This window comes from Roseateles sp., from assembly GCF_039929605.1.
Lineage (GTDB): Bacteria > Pseudomonadota > Gammaproteobacteria > Burkholderiales > Burkholderiaceae_C > Pelomonas.
In genome coordinates, this window is sequence record NZ_JBDSQX010000091.1 from 1 (window position 1) to 19,616 (window position 19,616).

General features: G+C 67.3%; 15 protein-coding genes, 1 tRNA gene and 1 riboswitch. Of the genes, 10 read left to right on the forward strand and 6 right to left on the reverse strand.

Annotation, left to right across the window (positions count from 1 at the left end):
- From ABIS05_RS12315 to ABIS05_RS12355, 9 genes are all read left to right on the forward strand, one after another.
- On the forward strand, positions 1 to 230 hold a 230-nt coding region (locus tag ABIS05_RS12315), incomplete at its 5' end, for a DUF934 domain-containing protein (protein ID WP_348014256.1).
- Between the two features lie 160 nt (positions 231 to 390).
- The gene (locus tag ABIS05_RS12320; protein ID WP_407074911.1) at positions 391 to 993 is read left to right on the forward strand and encodes a phosphoadenylyl-sulfate reductase; all 603 of its coding nucleotides are present in this window, start codon (positions 391 to 393) and stop codon (positions 991 to 993) included.
- Positions 990 to 1,955 carry a sulfate adenylyltransferase subunit CysD gene (gene cysD, locus ABIS05_RS12325; protein ID WP_348014257.1) on the forward strand — a complete coding sequence of 322 codons (966 nt, stop codon included), beginning with the start codon at positions 990 to 992 and terminating at the stop codon, positions 1,953 to 1,955. Before ABIS05_RS12320 ends, cysD begins: the two co-directional genes overlap by 4 nt.
- On the forward strand, positions 1,955 to 3,241 hold the full coding sequence (locus tag ABIS05_RS12330; protein ID WP_348014258.1) for a GTP-binding protein: 1,287 nt from the start codon (positions 1,955 to 1,957) through the stop codon (positions 3,239 to 3,241). Before cysD ends, ABIS05_RS12330 begins: the two co-directional genes overlap by 1 nt.
- Positions 3,241 to 4,020 carry a uroporphyrinogen-III C-methyltransferase gene (gene cobA / locus ABIS05_RS12335; RefSeq protein ID WP_348014259.1) on the forward strand — a complete coding sequence of 260 codons (780 nt, stop codon included), beginning with the start codon at positions 3,241 to 3,243 and terminating at the stop codon, positions 4,018 to 4,020. The genes ABIS05_RS12330 and cobA overlap by 1 nt, the downstream gene beginning before the upstream one ends.
- Positions 4,017 to 4,340, forward strand: a complete 324-nt coding sequence (gene fdxA / locus ABIS05_RS12340) for a ferredoxin FdxA (RefSeq protein WP_348014260.1) — start codon at positions 4,017 to 4,019, stop codon at positions 4,338 to 4,340. Before cobA ends, fdxA begins: the two co-directional genes overlap by 4 nt.
- An 11-nt stretch (positions 4,341 to 4,351) precedes the next feature.
- Positions 4,352 to 5,437, forward strand: a complete 1,086-nt coding sequence (locus tag ABIS05_RS12345; protein WP_348014261.1) for an NAD(P)/FAD-dependent oxidoreductase — start codon at positions 4,352 to 4,354, stop codon at positions 5,435 to 5,437.
- Between the two features lie 164 nt (positions 5,438 to 5,601).
- Positions 5,602 to 5,700: riboswitch (TPP riboswitch) on the forward strand.
- A 123-nt stretch (positions 5,701 to 5,823) separates the two neighbouring features.
- Complete coding sequence (locus ABIS05_RS12350; RefSeq protein WP_348014262.1) at positions 5,824 to 7,902, forward strand: TonB-dependent siderophore receptor; 2,079 nt, start codon at positions 5,824 to 5,826, stop codon at positions 7,900 to 7,902.
- A 36-nt stretch (positions 7,903 to 7,938) separates the two neighbouring features.
- Positions 7,939 to 8,014 (forward strand) — tRNA-Asn (locus ABIS05_RS12355).
- Positions 8,015 to 8,316: 302 nt separating this feature from the next.
- On the opposite strand, the gene ABIS05_RS12360 is transcribed toward ABIS05_RS12355, so the two are convergent.
- A complete protein-coding gene (locus ABIS05_RS12360) occupies positions 8,317 to 9,201 on the reverse strand; it encodes a hypothetical protein (RefSeq protein WP_348014263.1) in 885 nt (294 codons plus the stop codon).
- A gap of 248 nt (positions 9,202 to 9,449) precedes the next feature.
- On the opposite strand from ABIS05_RS12360, the gene ABIS05_RS12365 reads away from it, so the two are divergent.
- The gene (locus tag ABIS05_RS12365; protein WP_348014264.1) at positions 9,450 to 10,481 is read left to right on the forward strand and encodes a hypothetical protein; all 1,032 of its coding nucleotides are present in this window, start codon (positions 9,450 to 9,452) and stop codon (positions 10,479 to 10,481) included.
- On the opposite strand, the gene ABIS05_RS12370 is transcribed toward ABIS05_RS12365, so the two are convergent.
- From ABIS05_RS12370 to ABIS05_RS12390, 5 genes are all read right to left on the reverse strand, one after another.
- Complete coding sequence (locus ABIS05_RS12370) at positions 10,474 to 10,887, reverse strand: DUF2809 domain-containing protein (protein WP_348014265.1); 414 nt, start codon at positions 10,885 to 10,887, stop codon at positions 10,474 to 10,476. The two genes, ABIS05_RS12365 and ABIS05_RS12370, sit on opposite strands and share 8 nt — an antisense overlap.
- A complete protein-coding gene (gene creD, locus ABIS05_RS12375) occupies positions 10,884 to 12,311 on the reverse strand; it encodes a cell envelope integrity protein CreD (protein WP_348014266.1) in 1,428 nt (475 codons plus the stop codon). Before creD ends, ABIS05_RS12370 begins: the two co-directional genes overlap by 4 nt.
- A 95-nt stretch (positions 12,312 to 12,406) precedes the next feature.
- A complete protein-coding gene (locus ABIS05_RS12380; protein ID WP_348014267.1) occupies positions 12,407 to 13,231 on the reverse strand; it encodes a DUF2135 domain-containing protein in 825 nt (274 codons plus the stop codon).
- Entirely contained in the window at positions 13,228 to 14,880 is a 1,653-nt protein-coding gene (locus ABIS05_RS12385; protein WP_348014268.1) for a DUF2300 domain-containing protein, read from the reverse strand. Before ABIS05_RS12385 ends, ABIS05_RS12380 begins: the two co-directional genes overlap by 4 nt.
- 11 nt (positions 14,881 to 14,891) lie before the next feature.
- The gene (locus ABIS05_RS12390; RefSeq protein WP_348014269.1) at positions 14,892 to 19,613 is read right to left on the reverse strand and encodes an alpha-2-macroglobulin; all 4,722 of its coding nucleotides are present in this window, start codon (positions 19,611 to 19,613) and stop codon (positions 14,892 to 14,894) included.
- Between the last annotated feature and the right edge of the window lie 3 nt (positions 19,614 to 19,616).

Genomic DNA, 19,616 nt, shown 5'->3' on the forward strand with positions numbered 1-19,616 from the left:
CCCACCTGCTGCGCATCCGCCACCAGTTCAAAGGCGCCATCCGTGCGCGCGGCGAAGTGCTGGTCGACATGATGCAGTTGCTGGCCCGCACCGGCTTCGACGAGGTCGTCATGCGCGGCGACCAGTCGCAGGCTGCGGCCCAGAAGGCACTGGATCTTTTCGCGCCGGTGGGCTTCTACCAAGGCGACGTGGACGAGACGCGCCCGTGGTTCCTCAGGAGCGCAGCGTGAGCGACGGCGTTTCAAGCCTGCCCTGGGCCGCCGCGCCCGCTGACCCGCTGCAGGCAACGCCATCGGCCTCTACGCGAAGTGGACACCGGCGCTCGACGCCAAGATCGACGCCGCGCTGCAGCGCCTGCGTGAGGCCAACATCGAGCATGGCGACGGCCTCGTGCAGAGCAGCAGCCTGGGCGTGGAAGACATGGTCATCACCGACCTGATCGCCCGCACGCAACTGCCCATCGCCATCTCGACGCTGGACACCGGCAAGCTGCACGCCGAGACACTGGCCTTGCTGCCGCGCATCCACGAGCGTTATGGCCGCGATGTCGAGGTCTTCAAGCCCGTGGCCGACGCCGTCATCCAGTTCGTCGCCCGCGAGGGTGAGGAGCCGATGTACAAGAGCATCGAGCTGCGCAAGGCCTGCTGCGGCATCCGCAAGATGGAGCCGCTGGGCCGCATGCTGAAGGGCCGCAGTGCCTGGATCACCGGCCTGCGCCGTGAGCAATCAGGCGCCCGCGGCGACGTGGCTTTTGATGAAGACGACGGCAACAACCGCCGCAAGATCAGCCCCATCGCCGACTGGACCTGGGCCGAGGTCTGGGCCTATGTCGAGAAGTACGACGTGCCCTACAACCCGCTGCATGACCAATTCATGCCCTCGATCGGCTGCGCGCCCTGCACGCGCGCCATCGCCGTCGGTGAGGACTTCAGAGCCGGCCGCTGGTGGTGGGAAGACTCGACCAAGGAATGCGGACTGCACGCCAAATCATGAATGCTGCTGTGAAACCCGAACAACTCATCGCCGACGTCGACCACGCTCATTTGGATGCGCTGGAAGAAGAAGCCATCTTCATCCTGCGCGAGGTGGCCGCGAGCTTCGAGCGCCCCGCCCTGCTCTTCTCCGGCGGCAAGGACAGCTGCGTCGTGCTGCGCCTGGCCGAGAAGGCCTTCAAGATGAAGAACGCGGCGCATCCGAGTGGCTACTCGGGCCAGCTGCCCTTCCCGATGGTGCACATCGACACCGGCCACAACTTCCCCGAGGTCATCACCTTCCGTGATCGCCGCGTCGAAGAGATGGGCGAACGCCTGATCGTCGGCCATCTGGAAGACAGCATGGCCAAGGGCACCATCCGCCTGAGTCACCCGCTGGAAAGCCGCAATGGCCACCAGACGGTGACGCTGCTGGAGACCATCGAGGAGCACAAGTTCGACTGCCTCATCGGCGGCGCCCGCCGCGACGAGGAGAAGGCGCGCGCCAAGGAGCGCATCTTCAGCCACCGTGACAGCTTCGGCCAATGGCAGCCCAAGGAGCAGCGCCCCGAGCTGTGGACGCTGTTCAACACGCGCATCCGCCCGGGCGAGCATTTCCGCTGCTTCCCCATCAGCAACTGGACCGAGCTGGACGTGTGGCTCTACATCGCCCGCGAGAACATTCCGCTGCCGCAGATGTACTTCGCGCACGAGCGCCAGGTGATCCGCCGCAAGGGCCTGCTGGTGCCGTTGACCGACGTGACGCCGCCGGAAGCAGGCGAGACGGTCGAGACAGCGCTCGTGCGCTTTCGCACCGTGGGCGACATGACCTGCACCTGCCCGGTCGAGAGCCCCGCCGCGAATGCGAGCGAGGTCGTGGCCGAGACGCTGACGGTGACGGTGAGCGAACGCGGCGCCACGCGCATGGACGACCGCACATCGGAAGCCTCGATGGAAAAACGCAAGAAAGAAGGCTACTTCTGATGAAAGCCCTGAGATTCCTAACGGCCGGTTCCGTTGACGACGGCAAGAGCACGCTGATCGGCCGTCTGCTGTTCGACGGCCAGGCCATCCTGGCCGACCAGCTCGACACGCTCGAGCGCCGCGCCGCCGGCCGGCCCATCGACCTCTCGCTGCTGACAGACGGCCTGGAAGCCGAGCGCGAGCAAGGCATCACCATCGACGTGGCCTACCGCTACTTCGCGACCAAGACGCGCAAGTTCATCATTGCCGACGCCCCCGGCCATGAGCAGTACACGCGCAACATGGTCACGGCCGCTGCTGGCTCTGACGCCGCCGTCGTGCTGGTCGACATCACCAAGCTCGACCTGAACGAAGCCGAAGTCACGCTGCTGCCGCAGACCCGCCGCCACTCGCTGCTGGCCCAGCTGCTGCGCGTGCCGAGCATCGTCTTCGCCATCAACAAGATCGACGCGCTGGACGACGCCGGTGCTGGCTTCGCCAAGGTCAAGACGGCGCTCGACAAGTTCGCTGCCGCTGCCGGCCTGAACGTCGCGGCCACCGTGCCCGTCAGCGCGCTGCGTGGCGACAACGTCACCCAGCCGCTGGACGCGCCCTGGTGGAACGGCGAGTCGCTGCTGCAGGTGCTGGAGCGCCTGCCCACGCTGAGTGAGCGCACCGACGCGCCGCTGTCCCTGCCCGTGCAATATGTGCAGAAGGACGCCTACCAATCCAACGGCACCGGCGTGCAGCCGCGCGTGCTGTGGGGCCGCATCGCCCACGGCGCCGTGAAGGCAGGCGACACCATCGAGGTGCTGCCGTCCAAGCAGACCGCCGTCGTGTCCGAAGTCCGCCTGGCCGGCGAGACCGTGCCCAGCGCGGAAGCGGGCGACTCGGCCGGCCTGGTGCTGGACCGCCAGCTCGACGTCAGCCGTGGCGACTGGATCGTCACGCCCGGCAGCGCGGCGGCCACCAAGAACTTCTCGGCGACGCTGGCCTGGCTGGACACCGAAGCCGCCAAGCCCGGCCGCAAGTACTGGGTGCGCCACGGCAACCGCTGGGTGCAGGCGCGCATCTCGGCCATTGACTCGGTGCTGGACATCAACACGCTGACGCCGCAGGACGCGCACGAGCTGCCGGTCAACACCATCGGCCGCGTGCAGATGGAAGTGCAGCACGCGCTGCCCGTCGAGCCGTTCGCGGACAACCGCATCAGCGGCGCGCTGATCGTCGTCGACCCGGCCAGCCACCGCACCAGCGGCGCGCTGTTGGTGGACGTGCAGCCCGCTGCCGTCGAAGAGGCCTGGTAATGGGCGCTGGCCGTGTGATCTTCGTCAGCGCCGGCCCCGGTGCGGCGGACCTCATCACGGTTCGCGGTGCCCGTGCGCTCGGCACGGCCGACATCGTGCTGGCCGACGCCCTCGCCGACCCCGCCCTGCGCGACCTCGCGCCCCAGGCGCAGTGGGTGCTCGTCGGCAAGCGTGGCTATGAGCATTCGGCCAAGCAGACAGAGATCAACGCCCTGCTGCTGAAGGCCACCCAGGAGCACGCCGTCGTCGTTCGCCTCAAGGGCGGCGACGCGAGCATCTTCGGCCGGCTGGAGGAAGAGCTGGTGGCCCTGGCCGAGGCCGGCGTCGCCAGCGAAGTGATCCCCGGCGTCACCGCCGCGTTCGCAGCGGCTGCCCATGCCCAACGCCCGCTGACCCGCCGTGGCCGTGGCCGCAATGTGTCGCTGACCACCGCAATGACCGAGACCGGCGAGCTGCGCGCCGCGCTCAGCGCCGACACCGAAGTTTTCTACATGGCCGGCCGCCAGCTTGCGACGCTGGGAGCCAAGCTCATCGTCGCCGGCTGGCCCGCCGACACGCTCGCTCTCGTCGTTTCACGCGCGGGCTGCGCGGACGCCATCACCAGTGAGCACAGCATCGCCACCCTGGCCGATGCCGCCCCCCTGCACGGCAACTGCCCCACGGTCGTGACTGTGGGCACGGGCGCCGCGCCGGTGCAGGGCCAGCCCCACCTGACGCCCGCCTCTAAAATCGTCGTTTCGCCTGAACAGGCGCCCCTTACTACTCAGAGCCGCTCATGACCCACGTCGTCACCGAAGCCTGCATCCGCTGCAAATACACCGACTGCGTCGACGTCTGCCCGGTCGACTGTTTCCGCGAAGGCCCGAACTTCCTGACCATCGACCCGGATGAATGCATCGACTGCGCCGTCTGCATCCCCGAGTGCCCGGTCAACGCCATCCTGCCGGAGGAAGACGTGCCGGGCGATCAGATCCACATGATCAAGATCAACGCCGACCTGGCCAAAGGCTGGCCCAGCATCACCAAGCGCAAGGCCCCGCTGCCCGATGCCGATGACTGGAAAGACAAGACGGGCAAGTTGCCCGAGCTGATCCGCTGAACGCGCTCTCCATGCAGGCAGTAGAGATCAGGCCCGACGCCATCGAGACGGATGCCGTCATCGTCGGCGCCGGCCCGGTCGGACTGTTCCAGGTCTTCGAGCTGGGCCTGCTGGAGATCAAGGCCCACATCATCGACAGCCTGGCCTACCCCGGTGGCCAGTGCATCGAGCTGTATCCCGACAAGCCGATCTACGACATCCCGGCCGTGCCCGTGTGCACCGGCAAGGAGCTGACGGACAACCTGCTCAAGCAGATCCAGCCGTTCGGCGCGACCTTCCACCTGGGGCAGGAGGTCACCGTCGTAGAGAAGCAGGCCGATGGCCGCTTTGCCGTCGAGACGAACAAGGGCGTGCGCCTGCTCACCAAGACGGTTTTCATCGCCGGCGGCGTGGGCAGCTTCCAGCCGCGCACGTTGAAGGTGGAGGGCGTCGAGCCCTACGAGGGCGAGCAGGTCCACTACCGCGTCAAGAATCCGGCCCAGTTCGCCGGCAAGCAGCTCGTCATCATCGGTGGCGGCGACTCGGCGCTGGACTGGGCGCTGAACTTCTGCGCCGGCCATGCCGATGGCAACCCGCACAAGGCAGAGAGCGTCATCCTCATCCACCGCCGCGACGACTTCCGCGCCGCGCCCGCCAGCATCGCCAAGATGCGCGCCCTCTGCGACGCGCAGGAGATGCAGTTCATCGTCGGCCAGGCCACCGGCATCGACGAACGTGATGGGCAACTCACCGGCCTGAAGATCACCGGCAACGACGGCATCACGCGCATCGTGCCCTGCGACCAGGTGCTGGCCTTCTTCGGCCTCAGCCCCAAGCTCGGCCCCATCGCCGACTGGGGCCTGGCGCTGGAACGCAAGCAGATCGTCGTCGACACCGAGAAGTTCGAGACCAGCGTGCCCGGCATCTTTGCCGTGGGCGACGTGAACACCTACCCGGGCAAGAAAAAGCTCATCTTGAGCGGCTTCCACGAGACGGCGCTGGCCGCGTTTGGCGCGGCGCCCTACGTCTTCCCGGACAAGCGCATTCACCTGCAGTACACGACGACCAGCCCCAAGCTGCACAGGGTTCTAGGCGTCGATTCCCCCGTCTTCGACTGAGGGTTGGGGCTTGCGAAATGACGCCACAGCGGCGTTGCAACGGCTTGCCGTGGCAGTGCCACTGTCAGCGCCCGTGCGCCTTGCTGTGACGCCATTGCGCAAGCCTGGGGGGTTAGGGGAATGCAGCACATAGAATTCCGTCCAACGCATCACCAACGGTGATGCGTTTTCGCTAGGGGTGTTGATGGCCAGCCATCGACTGAGACAGTCCCTTTGAACCTGATTGAGGTAATCCTCGCGCAGGGAAGCAGCTGACCAGCTGGGCCTTTTTTCACTCCCGTCTCCCGGGGCCCGCCGCGTTTTCGTTTGCCGACCTGCCATCGCTTTTCCATCCGATGGCAAACCACCGTATTTCCCGCTCCACCCTCGCAACGGCTGCAACGTTGATGCTTGCGGGCGTCGCTGCCGCCCAGACCCTCCCCCAGGTCAGCGTGACCGGCAAGGCCACCGAGGCCGTGCCCAGCCTGTCCGGCTTCACCGACCCACCCGCCAAGCTGCCAATGCAGGCGCTCAGCCTGTCTGCCGAACGGCTTGACGACCTCGGCATCAGCCAGCTCTCGGGCATCACCAAGCTCGACGCCTCCATCTCCGACGCCTACAACGCCGTCGGCTACTGGTCGCAGCTCAAGATCCGCGGCTTCGACCTCGACAACCGCTTCAACCTGCGCCGCGACGGCCTGCCTATCAGTGGCGAGACGGCGCTGTCGCTGGTCAACAAGTCGGGCATCGAGGTGCTGAAGGGCAGCTCCGGCATGCAGGCCGGCACCAGCTCGCCGGCCGGCATCGTCAACTTCGTCGTCAAGCGTCCGCTGGCCGAAGACGGCACGGCGCTGATGCTGGAAGCCATCCAGGGCGGTTCGGTGCAAGCCAGCCTCGACCACTCGCAGCGCTTCGGCGCCAACCGTGAGTTCGGCGTGCGCGTCAACCTCGCGGCGGCCCACCTGGACCCGCAGCTGCGCAACGGCAAGGGCCGCTCCCATACCGCCGCGCTGGCCACCGACTGGCGCGTTAGCCCCGACACCCTCGTCGAGGCCGAGATCGAGTTCAACCGCCAGAGCCAGCCCAGCCAGCAGGGCTTCAGCCTGCTGGGCAACCGCCTGCCCGACGCCCACAGCGTCGACCCCAAGCTCAACCTCAACAACCAGCCCTGGAGCCTGCCCGTCGTCTTCGACAACACCCACGCCTCGCTGCGCGTGCAGCACAAGCTCAGTGGCGACTGGCGCGTGCAGGCAGCCCTCGGCATCCAGCGCCTGCGCACCGATGACCGTCTGGCCTACGCCTACGGCTGCAGCGCCGCTGACGGCATAACCTACTACGCTGACCGCTTCTGCCCCGACGGCAGCTACGACCTCTACGACTTCCGCAGCGAGAACGAGCACCGCGACACGACGGCGCTCGACGTCTCCGCCAGCGGCCCCGTGCAACTCGCCGGCCTGCGCCATGACGTCACCGTCGGCGGCCTGACGACTCAGTTCAAGAGCCGTTTCCAGCGCCAGGCCTACAACTGGGCCGGCACCGGCAATGTCGATGGCAGCGCGGTGACTAACGCTCAACCTGACCTGACCGACGAGAACACCAACCGCGACGAACGCAGCAACGAGCTCTACCTGCGCGACCGCGTGGCGCTGAGCGCCGACACCAGCGCCTGGCTGGGCCTGCGCCACACCCGCCTGCACCGCGAGAGCGTGCGCACCGATGGCTCGCGGCCGACCGACTACGCGCAGAGCGTCACCACGCCGTGGATCGCGCTGAGCCACGCCATCGCGAGCGACTGGCTGGTCTACGCCAGCTGGGGCCAGGGCATCGAGAGCGAGGTCGTCCCCAATCGCAGCCGCTACATCAAGCCAGGCGAAGCCCTGCCCGCGCTGAAGAGCCGCCAGACCGAGATCGGCCTGAAGACCGGCACCCAGCGCGTCGAAGGCTCGCTGACCATGTTCGACATCCGTCGCCCGGCGTGGCGCGACATCGGCAGCTGCGATACCGCCGGCACCTGCGAGCGCCGCGCCGATGGCTACGCCCGCCATCGCGGCATCGAAGCCAGCGCCGACCTGAAGTGGAGCGGCGGCGGCCTGTTCGGCAGCGTCATGCGGCTACAGGCACGCCGCGAGGACAGCGCCGACGCCAGCCTCAATGGCCTACGCCCGCCCAACGTGCCCGAGACGACGATCAAACTGCACGCGCGTCAGGACCTGCTGCCCGGCCTGCAAGCCCAGCTCGGCCTGCGCTACGAGGGCCGACGCTTCGCTACGCCGGACAACAGCATCGCCGTGCCCGCCTGGACGGTGGCCGACGCCGGCCTGCGCTACACGCAGCAGCAAGGCAACCAGACCTGGATATGGCGCGCGGCCATCGACAACCTCGCCAACCACCGCGCCTGGCGCGAGTCGCCCTGGCAGTTCGAGCACAGCTACCTCTACCCGATGGCGCCCCGCACTTTGCGCGCGAGCCTTGAAGTGCGCTTGTGAGCCTCCCGAAAACTTGTCTACAATAGCGGGCTCTGTTCCTCGATAGCTCAGTTGGTAGAGCGCCGGACTGTTAATCCGTAGGTCCCTGGTTCGAGCCCAGGTCGGGGAGCCACTCAAGAAGCCTCACATGCGAAAGCGTGTGGGGCTTTTTCTTGCCAACGTCAGCGCAGCCAACGGCTGCTCATCAGCGGCAATGACGCGACCCGAAACTCTAGGGGCTTGATCAGTTCGGGATGCACGACGAGACGATACATCTCGTCCGCGTCGGGCTCAGTTGCACTGGATCCAGGTTCTTGATGAACGGCCTTGTCGTCAGACCGGCACCGAGCAGCACACATCCATGTGCATCGCCCTTCTGGTTGTCGAGCCAGTTCTCGTGGAACTCGACGCTCAAGTAGGCGAATCCACGCCCCTTCACCGCCTCGACGCCGACCGGCGTCCACTCCCAACAGGGCTCGCAGCTTCGCGCCCTCCACGGCCAGGCGCAGCACCTTCGCCGCGGCACCATCGCCCGGCGTGTGGTTGACGTCGATGAACACGTCCCAGAGCGGCGTGAGGCACTTCAGATCGCTTGGCGGCATCCCAGCCCGTCGTGGCCATGATTGCCGCGCCGACGTCCAGGCCTGCATCGGTGGCCGTGGTGTTAGCCGCCGGCATGTCCATCAGGAAGAAGAACTCGCCCTGCCCGCTCGTGCCGGCCTCGCTCCGGTAGAACCTGCGCGTCCTGATGCCGTAGTTGCCGGCCAGCGCCGCCGACAGCGAGGCGATTTCGATGACGGTGCCAGGCTTGGACGTGATCGAGCTGATGATCCGAGGCTTGCTCTCCTCGCCCTTTTCCGTGATGAACACGTCGGTGTAGAAGGTCAGTCGGTCGGTTCCCGTGCCTGGCGTCGTCTCCGTGATCGTCGAGACGCCCTCCAGCGCCGGCACTCCCAGCTCGCGCGCGGCGGTCGGGTATGGCGCACCGGCCAGGCCGATGATGTTGTCAGTCACATTCGGCGCGCCGGATCCGGTGAAGTAAGTCCGCTCCGTCGAGTCGTTGGCCAGGAAGCCGCGTATCGCGTGCACGATGGTCGTCCAGCTGAGCCAGTAGCTCGAATCGGACAGCGTGTCGCGGCCCATTCGGTAGATCGTCTTGCGGCCGGCCGGCACGGTCGCCACCGTCGTCGGCTGCCGCCACGGAGTCAGCTCGCCGACACGCGGGCGCTGGTTGACCGAGTCGGAACCGATCGAGGCGTCGAGCGAGTGCGAATCCAGCGCCTTGATGGCGCCAGCGAAGCCGGCGAGGAGAAAACGCATTGCGTGAGCGTCGGCCAGGACCCGCGAAAGTCAACCCGTTCAGGCGGTCGCAACCGTCTTCCACTCCGCGTCGGTCAGGCTGCGGGCGTTGAAATAGATTGCCGTCATTTCCGCGTCAGCGGTGGCCACCGATCAGTCCAAGAATTCGGGACACCTAGATTGGCTGGCTTCGGCCGTTGCTCTTAACCACGCAGCGCAGCAAGATCTGGCTTTGCCGCGCGCACTACGCACTGACGCTGGAGAAGCCAATGAGCATGAACTTCGCTGGGATCGCACTGACCACCGCATTGATGACAGGATGGGCCCCGGTACAGGCGGCGCCGTCGATCACTTCAGACGTCCGAGTGGATTGGGCTTCGCTTAAGGTACTGCCGATTGCGGACGATGGGGGCGTAGCACCGTCTTTGACGTGGTTCAACCGCACTTCACAGCTGACCGCCTACAACCCCAATTCATCAGTGACCGTCGGCGATTGGACATCGCAACTCGAGAAATCGGTGGGCGATTCCCGGGCGTCGGCGACCGCAAGCATGGGCGCGTCCGAGATGCACGCCTACAGCATCGACACCGACAGCGGCGGCAATACCTCGGGCAGCATTTGGGCTCTGCGAGAGGGCGAGTTCTCCGTCATCGGCAGCGGTAGCGTTCAGCTCTCCGTTGACTACTCGTGGGCTGCCGCTTTGCACCCGACGGCCGACGCTCGAACGTGGGATAGCTTTGCCTATGCATACGTCGCGCTGCGCGCCGAGACGCGCTACGACCCCCGCAGCGGCGGCAACCGCAGCGACGAGCAGCAAGCCAACATTCAGCTGCTCGCACCACCTCAGATTGGCGAGTTCAAGGGCTCCGGCACCTTGACAATCAACGTGCCTGTGGTCAGCGGCGACTATTTCTATTTCACTGCATCAGCCAGTCCCACCACGAACCTATACGTCAGCGCGGTCCCTAATCCGCCGTCTATCTGGCTTATGCCTGTGGGGTTGCTTGCTCTGATGATCATGAGATCGCAAGCCGCCCGGATGCCCTACCGCATGAACTGGATGCCGAAGATCAAGAAGCCTCACATGCGAAAGCGTGTGGGGCTTTTTCTTTGGCCGCGATTGATTGCTGGAGCGACGAACTGCCAGCTCGCAAGCTTCCGAGCGAACCGCCCCAAGCCGGCCTTTCTTGCGTCACAGCTTGATCGCCCTCACCGAAAAGCCGTCAGCACCGGGTGTCCCCCCGCCTGTTGCATCACAGGCCGCACCCAGCGCATGGCGTGGGCAGGCCGATTTACGTGATGCGCCGAGAGCCCGAGTTACGTAGGTCGAGCAGGAGGGCAAGCGCACGGCACAGCAGCCAACCGCAGCCGTAAGCCACCAAGTCCCACACGTCAAAAGTAGCGCCCAGCGCGATGCGCAAAATGCGGTGCAGTGCGGTCTGCCCGCGCAGGCCCAGTGTGTCAACCATGCCCAGGCCTTGCAGGCATTCGATCGCACACGCAAACAGCAGCGACCACAGCGCCAGCCGCGCGGCCGGCTGCGCCACACAGGTCTGCAGCAGCGCGTAGACCAGCACGACGACCAGCACGTCGCCGCCGAAGCCGCGTAGAACGCCCGGCGGCGCATAGCGGGCAATGGCTACTTCGACGGCCAACAGCGCCAGGGCGGCGATCAGCCAGAGGGGGCGGAAGCGGAACGTGTTCACAGCGTTTCAGGCTGCGCGATTGGCGTGGCAGGCGCGGCGGGAGCGGCCTGCAGCCGGCCATACCAGTCCACCTTGCGCGTCAGCATCATCACGGCGGCCAGCACGGCGAACAAGGCCAGCGCACCGACGACCAGGGCCGTCTGCTCCAGCTGCAGCAGCATGTACAGCAGGCCGTACAACGCGGCGATGCCCACGCCGAAGGGCAGGCCGCGCTTCCAGCTGTGCAGCATGTAGCTGGCGTAGTAACTGAGCAGCAGCACGCAGGCGCTGGCGGCAATCGCGTAGGCCAGAGGGAAGGCCAGGTGTTCTGAGAGGCTCACCAGCAGCAGAAAGAAGATGCTGATGGCAGCGCCCACCAATAAATACTGAACCGGGTGCACGCGCAAGCCCCGCATGAATTCAAACAGGCCCACCGTCACAAAGGTCAGTGTGATGAACAACAGGCCGTATTTGGTTGCCCGGTCGGACAGCGAATAGGTGTTGATCGGGTCGATGAAACCCAGGCCCAGCGTTTCCACGCAGTTGGTGCTGCCAGCCACCCCGGCGGATGCCGTGGCCGCAGCGCTGGGGCCGTCATTGCTGGAGCCACCCATGCTGGTGCCGTTGCACAGCGCACTCTGGCTGAGCACGGACTGTTCCGCGTTGCTGCCCAAGGCGGAAATGCGCCAGTTCGCCTCAAAGCCTTCTTCGCTGATCTTGCGCTCGGAGGGCAAGAACTGGCCGGTGAAGCTGGGATGCGGCCAGTTGGACGACAGATTGACCTGCGTCGCACTGCCCAAGGGTACGAAGTTCAGGCTTTCGGTGCCGAGCAACTCCAGTTCCACCTCCGCCACCATGGGTGCGTTGGCTTGCATGTTGCTGGGCAGGATGGCGTGGATGCCGCGCGGGTAGGCAGCGTGCTGCGTGCCGGCCTGCACCACTTGCACTGCGCCATTGATCTTCATCTGGGCCTGGCGGATGCCACGCGCATCGGATACCGCCAGCATCAGCACGGCGGGGTCGCATTGCACCTTGGAGCCGGTGTTTTGGTTTCCCATGGCCAAAGCTTTCAATTGCGGCCATTGCGCGGTGATATGTGATTTGTAGGTGTAGACCTGGGTCGCGTGCAAGCCGCGTGCACGTGCTTCCACCTGGCTGGTGCCGCTGATCGCGAGGCTGCTCGGGGTCAGGTCCACGGTGAAGTCGCGGCGCTGGCGCACTAGGCGCTTTTCCTCGGTCGTGCTCCATTCTTCGGTGCAGCGCATGTGCAGCAGCGGCCCAAGCAGCGTTTGGCTGCCAGCCAGGCTGCTGGCCACGCTATCCACCGCGCTTTGATGTCTCCCTTGGCGCTCGTGGACCAGACGGGTGATCTGGTCCAGCCCCAGCAATAGCAGGATCGCCACCAGCAGCAGCCCAGCAAACTTGCCAAAAATAGTCGATTTCATTGCTCACTCTTTTTCTTGTTGAGGCTCGCGGCGCTCGGAACCCGACGCGGCGACGCAGACGACGAAAGACGCGAATGAAGCGGCGACGGGCGTCTTCATGGCATCTGGAATGCACGAACCAGGGTGAGTTCACCGGGCTTGCGCAGCGGCACGCGGAAGACCTGCTGCTTTTCCTGCGGCGTGCCTTCGTCCTGGATGATGGCGACCTGGGCCGTCGTGATCACGCCGCGCTGCTCGCCGGCGCCGTAGTAGTTGACGAACACGTGGTACGCGCCGCGCAAGGGTGCGGGCGTCGCGAAGATTTCCGGGCCGAAGCCGGTCGTCACGTCCACGTCCAGCGCACCGCCGTTGGCGGCCACGCGCGCGCCGTAGAACACGTGTTGGCCGTCGGGCGAGACGACGTGCAGGTCGAGGTCGGTGCTGTCGCTGTCCCAGCTCAGCACGACACGCAGGCGTGTGCGCACACGATCGGGTTGCGCCTCGTAGAACTGCCGCCGCTTCACCTGGCCGTCGGGCGAGCGCACCTCGATGCCGTGGCTGCCGGTGCCGAAGGACCACGGCCGCGCGAAGTTGCCGTCCTCGTCCACCAGCAGCGGCATGGCGATGCCGTCCACCACCAGCCGCGCAGGTTGGCGGGCACCGCCGGCGCTGTCTGCCTTTCTCATCTTGGCGATGCGCCCGCGGATCAGCGCGCTGGCGGACTTGGCGTTCACGTTGACGCTGGCCGCAGGGTAGTGGACCTCTTGCAGAAAATCCTGCTGCTGCGGCGAGGCGGAGCGCCAGCCGGAGCGCGGGTCGTCGAGGCTGACTTGCGCGTGGGCCAGAGGCGCCACGGCGGCGAGCGCGAGAGCACCGAGCCGGACCAGCCTGCCGAGGCGGTCGATGAAGGAGCGATGGATGAAAAGGCGGTGGGCTGTCATGAGTCTGCGAGTCGCTGGGCGAGCCGTTCGATGGCGGCCTCGTCGCGGCCCACCGGGTGGTGGCGGAAGGCGAGGTGGAGGTATTCGTGGATGAGCGTGACGCGGCCTTCGCGGCTTGCCCACTCGCGCACGCGGATGACGAGTCGGCGCTGGTCGGAATGCGGCGTGCCGCTGTCGAGCCGGCACACGCGCAGCGCGGCGCCCACCGGTTCGTAGCCGGGCTGTGAGCGCAGCGTGTCGCGCCAGCGCTGCTGGCGCTGCGCGAGCCAGAGCGCGGCTTGCGGCATCTCGTCGCAATCCCCGTTGGCTTGCCGGCCGGCCAGCGTGGCTGCGGGGTAGGCCTTGGCGAGGATGGCGTCGAAGCGCATGCCGGCGCGGCCCTGCGCCACGGCCTCCTGCCAAGACATGACGCCGTCGGCCGCCGTGTCGGCGTGGTAGCGCACGTTGGCGCCGGCCAGCACCAGGCCATCGGTGAAGGCGGCGGCGGCGCGGGCGGCGGCGCTTGGAGGGTTGGGGCTCACGCGCTGCAGGCGGCTGTCGTCGGCGATGGCGCGGCAGCCTTCGACGGGGATGCCGTTCTGCATCACATAGCTGCGCGAGGCCACGGCGAGCGCGCGTGCGGCCTGCGTCTCGCGGGCCTTGCCTTCGCGGTCGACGACGCGGGCGACGTAGTCTTCGAGCGGCAGGCGGGCGCTGATGTGGGGGCCGTCCACGTCGCGCCGCAGCAGCAGTGCGGGCACGGCGTCGACCAGCAACTGCGAGCCGTTTTCGAAGGCGATGCGATGGCGCCCGCTGAGCGGGCCGTCGGGCGAATCGCCGCCGCCAGCGCGCGTCACCGAGCGGATCGGATAGCGCTGGAAGAAGCTCACCTCGACGCAGTCCTGCGCGGCGACGGCGGCGGCATCCGGCGGGGTCGCCGGCAGCTGCTCGCCGATCCAGCGGGCATTCGCCTGCAACGCCGTCTTGCTGGTGCCCGGCGCGCCGAACCAGAACGGCGAGCCATCGAGCAGCCAGCCTGCGGCGCCGCCCGCGCGTTCGCCATTGATGCGCCACGACCAGGTCTTGTAGCGCGGGCCCAGGCCGACGGCGGCGGCCACCGACGGGTCGCGCACAGCCAGCGGCATCAAGGCCTGGCGAGCTGCGGTCTTCTCGGCATCGGGAATGCGCGCGACCGCTTGCAGCAAGTCATCGACGCGCAACTCGGTAGCCGGCTGAAGCTGCGACAGCCTGAGCAGCCAGGCGGGTGCGTCCTGCGCCTTCCAGTAGTGCTGCCAGTCTTGCTCGCTCACACCCAAGCGCTTCGGGTCGAAGTAGGGGCCGCAGGACCTCGCCAGCGCTTCGTCCCGGCCAATGCTTTCGCCGGGCTCGCAGCAGTATTCCTCCTCCGGCTGGCGCTGGCCCGCCACGCAACGGTAGGCCGGCTCCTGCACGGCGTTGGCGTGCAGGTAGGCGTGCATGAAGAGCTTCCAGCTGCTGCCCAGCGGCGTGCGCCAGGCGCTGGCATCGGCAGGTGAAGACGCATCCCGCTGCACCCCATGCAACTGCCCGTCTCGGCGCCAGGCCAGGCGCGTGTCGGGCGGGGCCGCATGCGCTGCGGCGGCGGCCAACAGGGCAGCGCAGGCGAGCAGGCGAAGGGCGGGTGTCTTCATCGCTTGAAGCCTCAGCGCACTTCCATGCCGGCCCAGCGGCCGCTGGTGTCGAAGGCCTTGGCGTCGGGCTCGTACATGCGGTGCAGGCGCGTGGCCGGCAGCTTGAATTGGCCACGCTGCGAGAAGCGCACCAGGTGGCGTACGGTGACCGGGTTGTTCGCGGCCAGCGTCTCCAGCGGCACGGCATAGCCTTGCGCCGTGGGCTGGTGCTGCGCACGCTCCAGCGGCTGCGCCTTGCCCGTCTCGCCGATGTCGATGCCCCAGGTGCCGCTTTCCACCGCCGCGCCCGGCGGCAGCGCCGCTTCCACGAGCGCCCAGCGCATGACACGCTGCGGCGTGACGGTGATCTGGTCGAGGTAGAGGCTGTTGGTGTCCAGCGGCGTGCCCGGCTGCACCAGCTCGAGCTTTACGTTCAAGCGGCCGTCGCTTGCGGGTGCGGCGATCTGCGTGCGCTGGCCCTGCGGTGCCGATGCCGGCTTCTTGGCCTCCGCGCGTGCCAGCGGCACCACGCGGTAGAGCGTGCGCTCGATGCCAGCGGGCAGGGTGGCGGCTTGCGCCTCGCTGCTCTCGTAGCTCACGAAAGCCCATGCGGCCTTGGCCCCCGCTGGCAGGGCGATGGCCGTGGGCAGGGCCGCACCCGCAGGCAATTGCCAGGCCACTTCGCCATTGGCGCTCGCCACACGCTGCCAGGGCGCCGGCAGGGCCGTCACCTCGGCGCGTGCCTGCGGTCGGCCGCCCAGCGCACGCTGCAGCCACAAGAGCGTCTGCGCGCGGTCGAAGGTGGGCACATCGGCACGCACCTGGCCGAGCACCGCAGCCGCCTTCTCGGGGCCGACACGCTTGCTCATCATCAGCAGCGACTGCACCAGCGGCGATTCCACCGGCATCAGGCGCGCGGCGGCAGCATCCGCCGCGCCGCGTTGGTCGCCGCTGACGTTCACCTTGGCGAGGCTCGCGGTATGCACCGCCAGCAAGAGCGCCATGTCGCGCGTGTTCACCGCCTCGCCTTCGACCATCACATAGCTGCCGCGGTGCTTGGCCATCTGCTCGGTATCCGACGCCGTTTGCGATTGCAGCTGGTCGAGCAGCGCCGACAGCATCGGGCTCACCGGCAGCCCCATCTCCTGCATCCACGACAGCAGCAGCGCGCGCTGCAGCGGCGCCAGATCCGCACCGCCCTTGGCGTAGACAGCCAGCAATTGCGCCCAGTGCTCGTCGGGCAGGCTGGTCTTCAGGGCCTGCGTCGCACGCCAATCAGCGTAGTAGGCGTAGCCGGTGAGGAAGGCATCGTTGGGCATGCTGCGGCCCCACCAGCCGAACTGCGCCTTCGGGCCGGCCATTTGCGCGAGCGAGAGCCGGGCGGTGGACAGGCGCTGGGTGAGCGCGGGTGCCAGCGGCAACTGCGCGGGCGACAGCGATTGCAGCGCGATCGACAGCGGCAACATGCGGCTGGCGGTCTGTTCCACACAGCCGTAGGGGAACTCGATCAGGTCGTCCATCCAGCGGTTGAACTCGCCGGCGGCGGCGTCTTGCGAGAAGGCCACGCGAACGCGCGTCGCATCGGCTGGGAGCTTGATGGCGGCACTGCCGGACGAGATGTCCAGCGCCGTCTCACGCGGTGCGCGCCAAGCCACCGGCAGGCGAGACAGCGTGGTCTCCAGCCGGTCCACCACCCGGCCGTCCTGCTTCAGGCTCAGCGCCAAATTGGCTGCGCCCACCGCCGTGGCCGCCAGCGGCAGCTGCACGAAGTTCACGCCCGGTGACACGCTCACCGTCTCCTTCGCATCGACGCCCGCGCCCTTGGTTTCCCATTCGACCTTCGCGTCCTTGCCGGTCTGGTTGAAGAGGGCGATGGCGGCTTGCGCACGGTCACCCTCGCGCTGCCAGTCCGGGCTCGTCCACTTGGCGTAGAAAGGCTTGTCCGAGCGCACCCAGCTGACTTGCTGGCCGACGCTGCCGTTGGCATCCATCGCACGGCCGGTGATGCGCCAGCGCGTCAGCGAATCCGGCATCACGAAGCTGAAGCGGGCATGGCCGCTTGCATCGGTGCTCAGGTGCGGCAGCCACAGCGCCGTGTCGATGTTGTCGCGGCGCGGGCGCTCCAGCACCTTCACCGCGCGCTCGTTCACCTGCCGGCTCGACGGCGCATCGCCCAGCTTGCTCGTGGCGAGGTCGTAGCCGATGAAGCTCAGGCTCGCACTGGTGCGCACATTGTTGCGGCGCGGGTGGAAGAAGAAGTCGTCAATGCTGGGCGCGATCTCTGGCTGCAGCACGTAGATCATTTCGTCGACCACGCCCACCGTCACTTCGGCGGGCACCGCCTTGCCGGCGAGCACGGTGCTCACGTCCACGTTGACCGTCTCGCCGGGCAGGTACACCGCCTTGTCGGCCTTGAAGCTCACACCGATTCGCGGCTGCTCCACCATCACGCCCTGGTTCTGAAAGACGTAGTCGCCGTTCTTCACGTAGGCCACCGACAGCGTCATGTTCGGGCTCATCTCCTCGCGCACGGCAAGCGTGAGCTTCCATTGCGTCGGCGCGACGCGCTCGCTGCGGATCCAGTCGGCGCTCTGGCCCATCACGGCGGTGGCCTCGACGCGGTCGCGCTCCAGGCTCACCAGCGCGTTGTCGACCGGCTCGGGAAAACTCACCAGCACCTCGGCGGTGTCGCCGGCGCGGTAGCTCGCGCGGTTGAACACCATGCCGATGCTGCCCACCGGCGCCTTGAGCCCATCGCCGCTCACCCAATGGCTGGTGGCGGCCACGATGCGGTCCTTCTCGTCACGCAGCGTGAGCGTGTAGGAGCCGGGCTGCGCAAAGCTCACGCTCAAGGCATCGCCGGCGGGCATCTTGCCGGACTCTTTCGCACGGTTCTCCAGCCGCACCCAGTCCCACTTGACGGGCTTGGACAGCTCGGCCGCGAGCGCGTTCGAGCGCTGGCTCGCCGCGATGCGAAAGCTCACCGCCTCGCCCGGCTTGGAGAACTGCTTGTCGGGCGTGAGCTTGTAGGCGCCGCTGCCGCGCTCCACCAGGATTTCCTTCGAGGTGCGCACGCGGTAGGCGGCGCCATCGGTGGCAAGCGCCGTCAGCACATAGCGGCTGGGCTCGGCCGCTGCGGGCAGCGAGAACTTCGCCACACCGCTGCCATCGGTCTGCAATTCGTCTTGCGTCAGCTTGAGCGGGAACTGGCCGGTGTAATCCAGCTCGCCGTCCACCATCGTCAGCTTCTGCGCCCGCGCCGTGAGGCTCACGCGGGCATTTGCCACCGGCTTGCCGTCGGGGTAGTTCAGCTGCAGCTTGCCGCTGATGGCATCGCCGGTCGTAAAGTCGCTCTTGTCGGGCACCAGGCCGATCTCGAAATGCGGCTTCTGGTAATCAGCCACGCGGAAGGCGGCGCTGTAGGTGTCGTCGCCCATCGTCATGCGCAGCTCGTAGCCGCCGGCGGCGGCGTTGTCCGGCAGCGCAAAGCGCGCATCGGCGCCCTGGCTACCGCTGAAGCGGGTGCTCAGCGTGCTGACCACCTGGCCGGCCGGGTCGAGCACGGCGATGGCCATGTCAGCGTCCGTCAAGGGCACAGACTGGCGCGCGTTCTTGAACTCGCGAGCGGCGACCTTCAACTGCACCCAGTCGCCGGGGCGGTACAGCGGCCGGTCGGTCACGGTGTAGACCTTGGCCGCGTAGATCTCGCTGTCGTAGTAGAAGTTTTCAGAGATGAAGACGCCGCCGGCCGGGTCCTGGCCCATCACATAGGTCTGCTCCGGGCTCTTGCGGTCGAGCTTGACGATGCCCTGCGCGTCGGCCGTGCCGCTCTTGAGCACGCCCACGCCGTCGGTCCAAACCACGCGGGTCTGCGGCACCGGCGCGCCGTTCACGCGGTTGGCGGACCACACCAGCATCTGCTCGCCCGACACCTTGGTCAGCGCCACCGTGTCCGACACGAAGACGAGCGTGGTTGCGCGGTGCTGGCCGGCGATGGCTTCGACGAGGTACAGCCCAGGCTGACGCTTGCCGATGGGCACGAAGACATTGCCCTGCGACGGGTTGATGAACTCGCTGCTGGAGCCCGCGAGCTTCAGGTCCTTCGGCGGCTCGATGGGCCGGGCTGCTTGCACCGGGTAGCGAAAGCGCTCCACCACCGGCAGGCCGGCGATGGGCTTGAACTGCGGCGGCTCCTCGAAGGTCGAGGGCTTGGTCAGCGCCTTGGGCGTCTTGAGATCGGGCGCCTGCTTCACCACGGCCTGGCGAGCGTTGGCCGAGAAGAGCTTCTGCCAGGCGAGCCGCGATTTGACGACCCAGTTGTCCCAGACGTGCGTGAGCGTGTTGCCCAGGCCTTCATCGCTGGGGCGCGCATCGACCTGCACGCGGTGAAGGTCCTTCTGCCGCTGCAAGAAGGCCAGCGGCTCGGGGATGCGGTAGACCAGCACGTCGATGCCGCCGACCTGCTCGAGCATTTGCGGCGAATTGACCTCGAGGCGAACCTTGGCGAGCTCGTCGCTGCCGAAGGTGGCGTCCGACAACAGGAAGAAGGGCTCGCCCACGAAGAGCGAGCGCGAGTTCGCCAGCGGCAGCGGCAGCGGCGCGGACGAGGCGGCCTGCGCCGTGTTGACCGGCTGGGCCGAGACGACAGCGGCCAGCAGCACCGCGACGAGTGTGCGGCGCAGCGCGGGGCGGTCAAAAAATGTCGAGATCGGGAAGGTCGGAAAGGTCGGAAAGGTCAGAGAGGGCGTGCGCATGGT

Bases quoted from the DNA above. Each gene is read 5' to 3' on its own strand.
- cysD (WP_348014257.1), top strand. From the start codon at position 990: ATGAATGCTGCTGTGAAACCCGAACAACTCATCGCCGACGTCGACCAC.
- ABIS05_RS12330 (WP_348014258.1), top strand. From the start codon at position 1,955: ATGAAAGCCCTGAGATTCCTAACGGCCGGTTCCGTTGACGACGGCAAG.
- cobA (WP_348014259.1), top strand. From the start codon at position 3,241: ATGGGCGCTGGCCGTGTGATCTTCGTCAGCGCCGGCCCCGGTGCGGCG.
- fdxA (WP_348014260.1), top strand. From the start codon at position 4,017: ATGACCCACGTCGTCACCGAAGCCTGCATCCGCTGCAAATACACCGAC.
- ABIS05_RS12345 (WP_348014261.1), top strand. From the start codon at position 4,352: ATGCAGGCAGTAGAGATCAGGCCCGACGCCATCGAGACGGATGCCGTC.
- ABIS05_RS12350 (WP_348014262.1), top strand. From the start codon at position 5,824: ATGCTTGCGGGCGTCGCTGCCGCCCAGACCCTCCCCCAGGTCAGCGTG.
- ABIS05_RS12360 (WP_348014263.1), bottom strand. From the start codon at position 9,201: ATGCGTTTTCTCCTCGCCGGCTTCGCTGGCGCCATCAAGGCGCTGGAT.
- ABIS05_RS12365 (WP_348014264.1), top strand. From the start codon at position 9,450: ATGAGCATGAACTTCGCTGGGATCGCACTGACCACCGCATTGATGACA.
- creD (WP_348014266.1), bottom strand. From the start codon at position 12,311: ATGAAATCGACTATTTTTGGCAAGTTTGCTGGGCTGCTGCTGGTGGCG.
- ABIS05_RS12380 (WP_348014267.1), bottom strand. From the start codon at position 13,231: ATGACAGCCCACCGCCTTTTCATCCATCGCTCCTTCATCGACCGCCTC.
- ABIS05_RS12385 (WP_348014268.1), bottom strand. From the start codon at position 14,880: ATGAAGACACCCGCCCTTCGCCTGCTCGCCTGCGCTGCCCTGTTGGCC.
- ABIS05_RS12390 (WP_348014269.1), bottom strand. From the start codon at position 19,613: ATGCGCACGCCCTCTCTGACCTTTCCGACCTTTCCGACCTTCCCGATC.